This window comes from Pseudomonas azotoformans (assembly GCF_001579805.1).
In the GTDB taxonomy this organism is placed as follows: Bacteria; Pseudomonadota; Gammaproteobacteria; order Pseudomonadales; family Pseudomonadaceae; genus Aquipseudomonas; species Aquipseudomonas azotoformans_A.
The window spans coordinates 6,634,239-6,646,923 of record NZ_CP014546.1 but is presented as its reverse complement, the minus strand read 5'-3'; the positions used below and the strand labels follow the sequence as shown (position 1 = coordinate 6,646,923).

The window sequence follows — 12,685 nt, the reverse complement described above, 5'->3', positions numbered from 1 at the left end:
GTAGATCAGCGTGTTTCACCCGGCTGGCTCTAGATAGTTAGTTTAAACTGCGCCATTGCGACGCTATTTGTCGCATTGGCGTAAACCCGCCAAAATCGCGGTTTGGCGCTATAAGAAGTTGTCGCTTGGCGGCAAGGCCGCGCTGAAAACTGTCCTTACAATCCCTGCATCGCCCGCCAGTTCCAGGCAGGCGTTCCTCTTCAGGAGACTCCGATGTCCGTTGAGCAAGCCCCGGTGCAACGTGCCGATTTCGACCAGGTCATGGTGCCTAACTACGCACCGGCCGCATTCATTCCTGTGCGTGGCGAAGGTTCGCGCGTTTGGGACCAGGCGGGTCGCGAGCTGATCGACTTTGCCGGCGGCATCGCGGTCAACGTACTGGGCCATGCCCACCCGGCGCTGGTCGGTGCACTGACCGAACAGGCCAACAAGCTGTGGCACGTCTCCAACGTCTTCACCAATGAGCCGGCCCTGCGCCTGGCCCACAAGCTGATCGACGCCACCTTTGCCGAGCGCGTGTTCTTCTGCAACTCCGGCGCCGAGGCCAACGAGGCCGCGTTCAAGCTGGCTCGTCGCGTTGCATTCGACCGTTTCGGTACCGAGAAATACGAGATCATCGCCGCGCTGAACAGCTTCCATGGCCGTACCCTGTTCACCGTCAACGTCGGTGGCCAGTCCAAGTACTCCGATGGTTTCGGTCCTAAAATCACCGGCATCACCCACGTTCCTTATAACGACCTGGCCGCGCTGAAAGCCGCCGTGTCGGACAAGACCTGCGCCGTTGTACTGGAGCCGATCCAAGGCGAAGGCGGCGTACTGCCGGCCGAGCTGGCTTACCTGCAAGGCGCCCGCGAGCTGTGCGACGCGAACAACGCGCTGCTGGTGTTCGACGAAGTGCAGACCGGCATGGGCCGCAGCGGCCACCTGTTCGCTTACCAGCATTACGGCGTGACCCCGGACATCCTCACCAGCGCCAAGAGCCTGGGCGGCGGTTTCCCGATCGCAGCGATGCTCACCACCGAGGCGCTGGCCAAGCACTTGGTGGTCGGCACCCACGGCACCACCTACGGCGGCAACCCGCTGGCGTGTGCGGTGGCCGAGGCGGTGATCGACGTGATCAACACCCCTGAAGTGCTGGCCGGCGTGAACGCCAAGCACGATCAATTCAAGGCGCGCCTGGAACAGATCGGCAAGCAATACGGCATCTTCACCGAAGTGCGCGGCATGGGCCTGCTGATTGGTTGCGTGCTGAGCGATGCGTTCAAGGGCAAGGCCAAGGACGTGTTCAATGCCGCCGAGAAAGAAAACCTGATGATCCTGCAAGCCGGCCCGGATGTGGTGCGTTTCGCGCCGAGTTTGGTGGTGGAAGAGGCGGATATCAAGGAAGGCCTGGACCGTTTTGAGCGTGCTGTGAAAGTGCTGACGCAAGGCTGATGACCCTTCACCACCTGGCACGCCGGGTGGTGAACCGAATTGTGTGTGTGCCGGGCCCGCCCGGCATTTTTTCCTCTGTGCAGGCTCCAGGCCTGCCTGTTTTTCGAGTTAAGGAGTGACACCATGCTGGTGATGCGCCCCGCGCAAATGGCTGATCTGGGCGAGGTACAGCGTCTGGCTGCGGACAGCCCGATTGGTGTCACCTCCTTGCCGGACGATGTGGAACGCCTCAGCGACAAGATCGCCGCCAGCGAAGCGTCCTTCGCGGCCGAGGTCAGTTTCAACGGCGAAGAGAGTTATTTCTTCGTGCTCGAAGACACCGAGACCGGCAAGCTCGCCGGTTGCTCGGCCATCGTCGCCTCCGCCGGCTACTCGGAACCCTTCTACAGCTTCCGTAACGAGACCTTCGTGCACGCCTCTCGCGAGCTGAAGATCCACAACAAGATCCACGTGCTCTCCCAGTGCCACGACCTCACCGGCAACAGCCTGCTCACCAGCTTTTACGTGGTGCCTGAGCTGGTCGGTTCGCCGTGGTCGGAACTCAATTCCCGTGGCCGCCTGCTGTTCGTGGCCAGCCACCCCGAGCGCTTTGCCGACTCGGTGGTGACCGAGATCGTCGGCTACAGCGATGAGAACGGTGACTCACCGTTCTGGGACGCCATCGGTCGCAACTTCTTCGACCTCAACTATGCCGCCGCCGAGCGCCTGTGCGGGCTGAAAAGCCGTACCTTCCTCGCCGAGCTGATGCCGCACTACCCGATCTACGTACCGCTGCTGCCGGACGAAGCCCAGGAAGCCATGGGCCAGGTGCACCCGCGTGCGCAGATCACCTTCGACATCCTCATGCGCGAAGGCTTCGAGACTGACCATTACATCGACATCTTCGACGGTGGCCCGACGCTGCATGCACGGGTGTCGGGCATTCGTTCGATTGCCCAGAGCCGCGTGGTACCGGTGAAGATCGGTGAGATGGTCAAGGGTGTCGGTCGCCAGTACCTGGTGAGCAACGCGCAGTTGCAGGATTACCGCGCGGTGATGCTGGAACTGGACTACGCGCCGGGTAAACCGGTGACGTTGGACCTCGCAGCGGCCGAAGCCCTGGGTGTTGGCGAAGGCGCGAGTGTGCGCCTGGTAGCGGTTTAAAAAGAGAGTTTCGCGGGTGGCTGACAACAGCGGCCCGTTCGAGGAGATAGCATGATCGTTCGTCCCGTACGCAGCAGCGATTTACCGGCCCTGATTGATCTGGCGCGCAGCACCGGCACCGGCCTCACCACCTTGCCGGCCAACGAAGAGCGCCTGACCCACCGTGTGGGCTGGGCCGAGAAAACCTTTCGTGGCGACGCCGGGCGCGGCGATGCCGACTACCTGTTCGTGCTGGAAAACGACGAAGGCCGCGTGGTGGGGATTTCCGCCATTGCTGGCGCCGTTGGCCTGCGTGAGCCCTGGTACAACTTCCGGGTCGGCCTGACGGTCAGCGCCTCCCAGGAACTGAATATCTACCGCGAGATCCCGACGCTGTTCCTGGCCAACGACCTCACCGGCAACTCCGAGCTGTGCTCGTTGTTCCTGCACGCCGATTACCGCACCGGCCTCAACGGTCGCATGCTGGCCAAGGCGCGCATGTTGTTTATCGCGGAGTTCCCGCAACTGTTTGGCAACAAGATCATTGCCGAGATGCGCGGTGTATCCAACGAAGCGGGGCGTTCGCCGTTCTGGGAAAGCCTGGGCCGGCACTTCTTCAAGATGGAATTCAGCCAGGGCCGACTACCTCACGGGCGTGGGCAACAAGGCGTTTATCGCCGAACTGATGCCGAAGTTTCCGCTGTACAGCTGCTTCCTGTCCGAGGATGCGCGCAATGTGATCGGCAAGGTCCATCCGGACACCGAGCCGGCGCTGAGCATGCTCAAGAGCGAAGGCTTCAGCTACCAGGGCTATGTCGACATCTTCGACGCGGGACCTGCGGTGGAATGTGAAACCACCAAGATCCGTGCCGTACGCGATAGCCAGTCGCTGGTGTTGGCGATCGGCACGCCGGGGGACGATGCTACGCCGTTCCTGATCCATAACCGCAAGCGCGAAGAATGCCGCATCACCGCCGCCCCGGCTCGTCTGGCGGCAGGCACGCTGGTAGTCGATCCACAGACCGCCAAGCGCCTGCAACTGGTGGTGGGTGATCAAGTGCGTGCCGTTCCGTTGTCCGCTGCTCGGGAGTCGAAATAATGAATTCGCTGTATATCGCAGGTAGCTGGCTGGCTGGCCAGGGTGAACTGTTTGAATCGCGCAACCCGGTGACTCAGCAGGTGCTGTGGGCCGGCAATGGCGCCACCGCCGAGCAGGTTGAGTCGGCCGTGCAGGCTGCACGCCAGGCGTTTCCGGCCTGGGCCAAGCGCCCGCTGGAAGAACGCATCGCTATTCTGGAAACCTTCGCCGCCACCCTGAAAAGCCGCGCCGACGAAATCGCCCGTTGCATCGGTGAGGAAACCGGCAAGCCGCTGTGGGAATCGGCCACCGAAGTCACCAGCATGGCCAACAAGATCGCGATCTCGGTGCAAAGCTACCGCGAGCGTACCGGCGAGAAGAGCGGCCCCCTGGGCGACGCCACCGCCGTGCTGCGCCACAAGCCGCACGGCGTGGTGGCGGTGTTTGGCCCGTACAACTTTCCTGGTCACTTGCCGAACGGGCATATCGTCCCAGCGTTGCTGGCGGGTAACACCGTGCTGTTCAAGCCGAGCGAGCTGACCCCCAAGGTTGCCGAGTTGACCGTGCAATGCTGGATCGAAGCCGGGTTGCCGGCGGGTGTGTTGAACCTGCTGCAAGGCGCGCGGGAAACCGGTATCGCGCTGGCGGCCAACCCCGGTATCGACGGGTTGTTCTTCACTGGCTCCAGCCGCACCGGCAATCACCTGCATCAGCAATTCTCTGGGCGCCCGGACAAGATCCTCGCCCTGGAAATGGGCGGCAATAACCCGCTGGTGGTGGATGAAGTGGCCGACGTGGATGCGGCGGTGTACACCATTATTCAGTCGGCGTTTATCTCGGCCGGCCAGCGTTGCACCTGTGCGCGTCGCCTGTTGGTGCCGGAAGGCGCGTGGGGTGATGCGTTGCTGGCGCGCCTGGCGGCGGTCAGCTCGACGATTGAAGTGGGTGCGTTCGACCAGCAACCCGCGCCGTTCATGGGCTCGGTGATCTCCCTCGCGGCGGCCAAAGCCTTGATGGACGCCCAGGAACTGATGCTCGCCAATGGCGCCGTGGCGCTGCTGGAAATGACTCAGCCCCAGGACCAGGCCGCCTTGCTGACCCCCGGCATCATCGACGTGACTGGCGTGAGCGAGCGCGAAGACGAAGAACTGTTCGGCCCGCTGTTGCAGGTGATCCGCTACGCTGATTTCGAAGCGGCGATTGCCGAGGCCAACAACACCCAGTACGGCTTGGCCGCCGGTTTGTTGTCGGACTCCGAGGCACGCTACCAGCAGTTCTGGCTGGAAAGCCGCGCGGGCATCGTCAACTGGAACAAACAACTGACCGGCGCCGCCAGTACCGCGCCGTTTGGTGGAGTAGGGGCGTCGGGCAACCATCGCGCCAGTGCCTATTACGCAGCGGATTATTGCGCGTACCCGGTGGCCTCGCTTGAGACCCCGAGCCTGGTGTTGCCAGCCGCGCTGACACCCGGCGTGCGATTGCCCTGATTGCTATTGATGCCTATAAAAATACAGATGTTCGTGGAGCCTCGCCGATGAAATCCTATGAAGTCAATTTTGACGGTCTAGTGGGGCCGACCCATAACTACGGCGGTTTGTCCTTCGGCAACGTCGCGTCCCAAAGCAACAGCCAGCAGCATTCCAACCCCAAGGAAGCGGCGTTGCAGGGCCTGCAGAAGATGAAAGCCCTGATGGACATGGGTTTTGTGCAAGGTGTGTTGGCACCTCAGGAACGTCCTGATGTGGCCGCCTTGCGCAGGCTGGGTTTCAGCGGCACCGACGCCCAAGTGATCCAGCAAGCGGCCAAGGATGCGATGCCGTTGCTGGTCGCGAGTTGCTCGGCGTCGAGCATGTGGGTGGCCAACGCCGCCACCGTCAGCCCAAGCGCCGACACCTTTGACGGCCGCGTGCATTTCACCGCCGCCAACCTCAACTGCAAATACCACCGCAGCATCGAGCACCCGACCACCAGCCGCGTGCTGGGCGCGATGTTTGCCGATCAGAAGCACTTCGCCCACCACGCCGCGTTGCCGGCGGTGGCGCAGTTCGGTGATGAAGGCGCGGCCAACCACACGCGCTTCTGCCGTGACTATGGCGAAGCGGGTGTCGAATTTTTTGTGTTTGGTCGCAGCGCGTTCGACCCCCGTTACCCGGCGCCGCAGAAATATCCGGCGCGCCAGACCCTTGAAGCCTCTCAGGCGGTCGCACGCCTGCACGGCTTGAAGGATGATGGCGTGGTCTACGCCCAGCAGAACCCAGCGGTAATCGATGCCGGCGTGTTCCACAACGACGTGATCGCGGTCGGCAACGGCGAAGTACTGTTCTATCACGAGGACGCATTTCTCAATACCGAGCAGATGCTCGCCGAACTGCAAGGCAAATTGGGCAAGTTGGGCGGCAACTTCCAGTCCGTCTGCGTGCCCCGCGCCCAGGTCAGTGTCGAAGACGCGGTACGTTCCTACCTGTTCAACAGCCAATTGTTGAGTCGCGCTGACGGCTCGATGCTGCTGATCGTGCCGGAAGAGTGCCGTGCTAATGAGCGCGTCTGGCAGTACCTGCAAGGACTGACCGCTGCCGGTGGCCTGATCCGCGAAGTGAAGGTGTTCGACCTCAAGCAAAGCATGCAGAACGGCGGCGGCCCGGCGTGCCTGCGTTTACGTGTGGCATTGAACGAAACGGAACTGGCGGCGGTGAATCCAGGCGTTATCATGACCGCGCCGTTGTACGAAACACTGACCCAGTGGGTAGGCAAGCACTACCGCGACAGCCTGCGCGAAACCGACCTGGCTGACCCGCAGTTGTTGCTTGAATGCCGGACGGCACTGGATGAACTGACGCAAATCCTTAAACTGGGCGCTGTTTATCCTTTCCAGATCAATTAAACGCCGCATGGCTGAGAGCTATTTATGACCACCGACACCCTGAAACTGATTCTTGAAGACACCGACGGCACCCAGCTGGAAACTTCCTGCACCCGCGTCGCCGTGGTCTGGCAGGGCAAGGAGATCTGGATCCAGCACGACGGCCGTGGCCAACTGCTGATCGGTGTGGACGTGGAAGAAGGTGACGCCGAGTACGCCAACCTGCTGATGCGCCCACTGGCCACCAACCTGATGAGCCTGCAACTGGAAATGGAACCGGCCGACGTTGAAGGTGATGACGACGATCACGTCCACGGCCCAGGCTGCAACCACTAAGGAAGCTGCGTATGCTCGCCCTCGGCAAACTGCTTGAACTGACCCTCGCCGGTCGCGAACCGGCGCAAAAAATTCAACTGACTGTCGACGGCGTGCAGATGCGCTGGCTCAGCGAGGGCGCGCTTGAAGTGCGCCCACCTGAAGCGAAGGACAATGGCGGCGACCTGTTGCTGTCGTCCGGCATCCATGGCAACGAAACCGCGCCGATCGAACTGCTCGACCGCCTGTTGCATGGTATTGCCCGCGGGGAGATCAAGCCCCGTACCCGTATTCTGTTCCTGTTCGGCAACCCCGAGGCCATGCGTCGCGGCGAGCGCTACCTCGAACTGGACGTCAACCGGCTGTTCAACGGGCGCCACGAAAAAAACATCGGCCCCGAAGCGATGCGTGCCGCTGAGCTTGAGCAACTGGCTCGCAGCTTCTTCAGCCAGCCTGGTCGTTCACGCCTGCATTACGACCTGCACACGGCCATTCGTGGTTCGAAGATCGAGCAGTTCGCGTTGTATCCGTGGAAGGAAGGCCGTCAGCATTCGCGCCATGAACTGGCCCGCCTGCGCGCTGCCGGCATGGAAGCGGTGCTGTTGCAGAACAAGACCTCGATCACCTTCACCGCGTTTACCTACGAGCAGCTAGAGGCCGAAGCCTTCACCCTCGAACTGGGTAAGGCAAGGCCGTTCGGGCAGAACCAGGGCGTGGACGTGTCCCGCCTGGAAACCCGCCTGAAGCAGATCATCGAAGGCACCGAGCCGCAAACCGAAAGCCTGGATGGCTTGCAACTGTTTGCCGTGTCCCGTGAAGTCATCAAGCACAGCGATTCGTTCCTGATGCACCTGCCGGCGGATGTGGAGAACTTCTCGCCGTTGGCGCAGGGCTATTTGCTGGCTGAGGACGTGGCCAAGACCCGTTGGGTGATTGAGGAGGAGGGTGCGCGCATCATCTTCCCGAACCCGAAGGTGAAGAATGGTTTGCGAGCGGGGATACTGATTGTGCCGACCACGGACGCTGGCCTGGCCTGAAAAAGAAAAAACCCGGTTTTTACACCGGGTTTTTTGTGTCTCTTAGACGGCTACAGCCCGTGGCTCGCTGCGACGGATCGCACGCACCTTGTGCAGGGTGTCGGCGCAGGTGCGCGCGGCTTCCTGGCCCTTGTGCACAAAGTGATCGTGGAAGAACGCGTGGTGCTCGCTGCCCGCATGGAAGTGATGCGGTGTCAGCGACACCGAGAACACCGGCACTTCGGTTTCCAGCTGAACCTGCATCAGGCCGCTGACCACCGATTGGGCCACGAACTCGTGGCGGTAGATGCCACCGTCCACCACCAGCGCGGCGGCAACGATGCCGGCGTAACGGCCGGTCTTGGCCAGCAGCTTGGCGTGCAGGGGCATTTCAAAGGCGCCGCCGACTTCGAAGAAATCGATGTCCGATTCCTGGTAGCCCTGGGCGATCATTTCGGCGAGGAAGCCTTTGCGCGATTGGTCGACAATATCCTTGTGCCAGCAGGCCTGGATAAATGCGACGCGCTCGCCGTGGTGGTTTTTGCTTTTGCTGTCGATTGCGGTGGGTTGCATGTTCTGACTCCTGTTTAAGAAAAAAACAGGGCGTTATGAATCGAATGGGATTTAAGGGTACGCAAGACGAGCGGCCCTTAGGTGCCAATCCCGTTCTCTCTTCATCCGGACTATGACCGTCGGCCCCGGGATCACACCGGGTCTGCTGACCTTGTCGCCGTCCTGCCGGAGCAGTTCGAGGCGCCAAGCGCTCGCGGGCTATACACATTGCGTGTAATTACCGCCGGTGGGGAATTGCACCCCGCCCTGAGAACGTTGCCGCCAGAACCCTGGCGGCGGAGAGTTTTTAACACGCTTTTTCGAAAACTGCACGATTGCCGTATCGATATCCTATATCGGTTTGTTTGGTTGGTATTCGATTGAATGCAATGGGGGCTTGATATTCCGTGGCATTGCCCGCAGTAATCACACTCAAAAGGAACTTACTCAACCCTTCAGAGGCTTGTTTCATGTCTGTGATCGACCTGCGCAGCGACACCGTGACCCAACCCACCCCCGGCATGCGGGACGCGATGGCTGCTGCCGTCAGCGGCGATGACGTGTATGGCGAAGACCCCAGCGTCAATCACCTCGAAGCCGAGCTGGCCAAGCGCCTGGGCTTTGCCGCTGCGCTGTTCGTCCCGACCGGCACCATGAGCAACTTGCTGGCGTTGATGGCCCACTGTGAGCGCGGCGAGGAATACATCGTCGGCCAGCAGGCCCATACCTACAAATACGAAGGCGGTGGCGCGGCGGTGCTCGGTTCGATCCAGCCGCAACCCCTGGACGTGCAGGCCGATGGCTCACTGGACCTGGACCAGGTACTGGCGGCGATCAAGCCCGACGACTTCCACTTCGCCCGCACCCGCTTGCTGGCGCTGGAAAACACCATGCAAGGCAAGGTATTGCCGCTGGATTACCTGGCAAAGGCACGGGCGTTCACCCGTGAGCATGACCTGGCCCTGCATCTGGATGGCGCGCGGCTCTACAACGCAGCGGTCAAGCTCGGCGTGGATGCGCGCGAGATTGCCCAGTATTTCGATTCGGTGTCGGTGTGCCTGTCCAAAGGCCTTGGCGCGCCGATTGGCTCGGTGTTGTGCGGCTCCACGGCGTTGATCGCCAAGGCCCGGCGTCTGCGCAAGATGGTCGGCGGCGGCATGCGCCAGGCCGGCTCGTTGGCGGCAGCAGGGTTGTATGCCCTGGATCACCAGGTTCAGCGCCTGGCCGACGACCACGCCAACGCCCAATGGCTGGGCGATGCGTTGCGCCAGGCCGGTTATGAGGTGGAGCCGGTGCAGACCAACATGGTCTACGTGCAGATCGGTGACCAGGTCCAGGCCTTGAAGGCGTTTGCCGCCGAACGCGGGATCACCTTGAGCGCCGCCCCGCGCCTGCGCATGGTCACGCATTTGGATGTCAGCCGGGCGCAGATCGAGCAGGTCGCGCAGACATTCGTCGAATTTTCGCGGAAATGACAGTGCAGACCGTCTAATTGAACGTTTCAATCGTATAAACACGCTGTACCACCGGCAAAGGGCCGATATAATGCGGCCCTTTGCCGTCGCTCCGTCTGATGATGTTGCGCACTGGCCTTTGGCCGCAGCCTCCGTGGAAGAACCTAATGAAAAGCGCAGAAATCCGTGAAGCCTTCCTTCGCTTCTTCGAAGAGCAAGGTCACACCCGTGTCTCCTCCAGCTCCTTGATCCCAGGCAATGACCCAACCCTGCTGTTCACCAACGCGGGGATGAACCAGTTCAAGGACTGCTTCCTGGGCCAGGAAAAGCGCGCGTACACCCGCGCCGTCAGCAGCCAGAAATGCGTCCGCGCCGGTGGCAAGCACAACGACCTGGAAAACGTCGGCTACACCGCCCGTCACCACACCTTTTTCGAAATGCTCGGCAACTTCAGCTTTGGCGATTATTTCAAGCAAGACGCGATCAACTTCGCCTGGACCTTCCTCACCGGCGTGCTGAAGCTGCCGAAGGAAAAACTCTGGGTCACCGTCTACGCCAGCGATGACGAGGCCTACGACATCTGGACCAAGGAAGTCGGCGTGCCGGCCGAGCGCATGGTGCGCATCGGCGACAACAAAGGCGCCCCGTACGCCTCCGACAACTTCTGGACCATGGGCGATACCGGCCCGTGTGGCCCGTGCACCGAGATCTTCTACGACCACGGCGCTGACATCTGGGGTGGCCCACCGGGCTCGCCAGAGGAAGACGGCGACCGTTACATCGAGATCTGGAACAACGTGTTCATGCAGTTCAACCGCACCGCCGATGGTGTGTTGCATCCGTTGCCAGCGCCGTCGGTAGACACCGGCATGGGCTTGGAGCGGATCAGTGCGGTGATGCAGCATGTGCATTCCAACTACGAGATCGACCTGTTCCAAAGCCTGCTGGCCGCGGCAGCCAAGGCCATTGGTTGCGCCAATGAAGACCAGGCTTCGCTGAAAGTCGTCGCTGACCACATCCGTTCCTGCGGCTTCCTGATTGCCGACGGCGTGTTGCCGTCCAATGAAGGCCGTGGCTATGTGCTGCGTCGCATCATCCGTCGTGCTTGCCGCCACGGTAACAAGCTGGGCGCCAATGGCAGCTTCTTCTACCAGATCGTCGCGGCCCTGGTGGCCGAGATGGGCGAAGCCTTCCCGGAGCTCAAGCAGAACCAGGCGCACATCGAGCGCGTACTGAAGGCCGAAGAAGAGCAGTTCGCCAAGACCCTGGAACAGGGCCTGAAGATCCTCGAGCAGGACCTTGCCAACCTGCAAGGCACCGTGGTGCCGGGCGATGTGGTGTTCAAGCTCTACGACACCTACGGTTTCCCGATGGACCTGACCGGCGACATCGCCCGTGAGCGCAACCTGACCCTCGACGAGGCAGGTTTCGAGCGTGAGATGGAAGCCCAGCGTGTGCGTGCTCGTTCGGCCAGCTCGTTCGGCATGGACTACAACAGCCTGGTCAAGGTTGACGTGGCCACCGAGTTCACCGGCTACAAGGCCACCAGCGGTTCGGCCAAAGTGGTTGCCCTCTATAAAGAAGGCCAGTCGGTTGACGTATTGAATGAAGGTGACGACGGTGTGGTGGTCCTGGACCAGACGCCGTTCTACGCCGAATCCGGTGGCCAGATTGGCGACTGTGGTTTCCTGAAAGCCGCGTCCGGTCGTTTTGACGTGCGCGACACCACCAAGACCGGCGGCGCATTCCTGCACCACGGTGTGCTGGCTTCGGGCAGCCTCACCGTCGGTTCGCCGGTGGATGCACAGGTGGACGCCGATGTGCGTCACGCCACCTCGCTGAACCACTCGGCCACGCACTTGCTGCACGCTGCGCTGCGTCAGGTACTGGGCGATCACGTGCAACAAAAGGGTTCGTTGGTCGACAGCCAGCGCCTGCGCTTCGACTTCAGCCACTTTGAAGCGATCAAGCCGGAGCAGATCAAGGCCCTGGAAGACATCGTCAACGCCGAGATTCGCAAGAACACAGCAGTAGAAACCGAAGAAACCGATATCGAGACTGCAAAAGCCAAGGGCGCCATGGCGCTGTTCGGCGAGAAGTACGGCGACAGCGTGCGCGTACTGAGCATGGGCGGCGACTTCTCGGTAGAACTGTGCGGCGGTATCCACGCCAACCGTACCGGCGACATCGCCCTGCTGAAGATCATCAGCGAAGGTGGCGTGGCGTCCGGTGTGCGTCGTATCGAGGCGGTCACCGGCGCTGCGGCCCTGGCCTACCTGAATGCGGCAGAAGAACAACTCAAGGAAGCGGCCAGCCTGGTCAAGGGCAGCCGCGACAACCTGATCGACAAACTGTCCGCTGTGCTGGAGCGTAACCGCGCCCTGGAGAAACAGCTGGAGCAGTTGCAAGCCAAGGCAGCCAGTGCGGCGGGCGACGATCTGTCGGCTTCGGCGGTGGACGTCAAGGATGTGAAGGTTTTGGCTGCACGCCTGGACGGTCAGGACGGCAAGGCGCTGTTGGCCTTGGTCGATCAGTTGAAGAACAAGCTCGGCCGCGCAGTGATCCTGCTCGGCGGTGTCCATGAGGATAAGGTCGTTCTGGTTGCCGGTGTAACCAAGGACCTGACTGGCCAACTCAAGGCCGGTGATTTGATGAAGCAAGCCGCCGCGGCAGTGGGCGGGAAGGGCGGTGGTCGTCCGGACATGGCGCAAGGCGGTGGTGTAGACGCCGGCAGCCTGGACGCAGCCCTGGCCCTGACCGTGCCGTTTGTCGAGGCAGGTATTTAAGGCGCTGTTAACCGGCCCGTGGTCTAGTCACGGGCCTGTTCGGTGCTGGTTGATTGGATATTAGGCGC

General features: G+C 61.6%; 9 protein-coding genes, 1 pseudogene and 1 riboswitch. Of the genes and pseudogenes, 9 read left to right on the top strand and 1 reads right to left on the bottom strand.

The window, feature by feature from the left end; all coding sequences use genetic code 11:
- The first annotated feature begins 213 nt into the window (after positions 1-213).
- From AYR47_RS30585 to astE, 7 genes and pseudogenes are all read left to right on the top strand, one after another.
- Positions 214-1,434, top strand: a complete 1,221-nt coding sequence (locus tag AYR47_RS30585) for an aspartate aminotransferase family protein (protein WP_061449304.1) — start codon at positions 214-216, stop codon at positions 1,432-1,434.
- A gap of 123 nt (positions 1,435-1,557) precedes the next feature.
- Positions 1,558-2,577, top strand: a complete 1,020-nt coding sequence (gene aruF / locus AYR47_RS30580; protein WP_003175655.1) for an arginine/ornithine succinyltransferase subunit alpha — start codon at positions 1,558-1,560, stop codon at positions 2,575-2,577.
- A gap of 51 nt (positions 2,578-2,628) precedes the next feature.
- Positions 2,629-3,655: pseudogene (gene astA, locus AYR47_RS30575) on the top strand (arginine N-succinyltransferase).
- Positions 3,652-5,121, top strand: coding sequence for a succinylglutamate-semialdehyde dehydrogenase (astD, locus tag AYR47_RS30570; RefSeq protein ID WP_167351287.1), 1,470 nt, complete (start codon positions 3,652-3,654; stop codon positions 5,119-5,121). The pseudogene astA and the gene astD overlap by 4 nt, the downstream one beginning before the upstream one ends.
- Before the next feature lie 47 nt (positions 5,122-5,168).
- Positions 5,169-6,515, top strand: a complete 1,347-nt coding sequence (astB, locus tag AYR47_RS30565; protein ID WP_061449302.1) for an N-succinylarginine dihydrolase — start codon at positions 5,169-5,171, stop codon at positions 6,513-6,515.
- A 24-nt stretch (positions 6,516-6,539) separates the two neighbouring features.
- Positions 6,540-6,830 (top strand): hypothetical protein, encoded by a 291-nt coding sequence (locus tag AYR47_RS30560; RefSeq protein WP_003214319.1) that lies wholly within the window; start codon positions 6,540-6,542, stop codon positions 6,828-6,830.
- A gap of 11 nt (positions 6,831-6,841) precedes the next feature.
- A complete protein-coding gene (gene astE, locus AYR47_RS30555; RefSeq protein WP_033901298.1) occupies positions 6,842-7,846 on the top strand; it encodes a succinylglutamate desuccinylase in 1,005 nt (334 codons plus the stop codon).
- A gap of 42 nt (positions 7,847-7,888) precedes the next feature.
- Here astE and AYR47_RS30550 read toward each other — a convergent pair whose 3' ends face one another.
- Positions 7,889-8,398 (bottom strand): 6,7-dimethyl-8-ribityllumazine synthase, encoded by a 510-nt coding sequence (locus tag AYR47_RS30550; protein ID WP_016979790.1) that lies wholly within the window; start codon positions 8,396-8,398, stop codon positions 7,889-7,891.
- 88 nt (positions 8,399-8,486) lie between these two features.
- Positions 8,487-8,656, bottom strand: a riboswitch (FMN riboswitch).
- A gap of 191 nt (positions 8,657-8,847) precedes the next feature.
- On the opposite strand from AYR47_RS30550, the gene ltaE reads away from it, so the two are divergent.
- Entirely contained in the window at positions 8,848-9,852 is a 1,005-nt protein-coding gene (ltaE, locus tag AYR47_RS30545; RefSeq protein WP_061449301.1) for a low-specificity L-threonine aldolase, read from the top strand.
- 146 nt (positions 9,853-9,998) lie between these two features.
- A complete protein-coding gene (gene alaS, locus AYR47_RS30540) occupies positions 9,999-12,617 on the top strand; it encodes an alanine--tRNA ligase (protein ID WP_033901296.1) in 2,619 nt (872 codons plus the stop codon).
- The last annotated feature ends 68 nt before the right edge of the window (positions 12,618-12,685 follow it).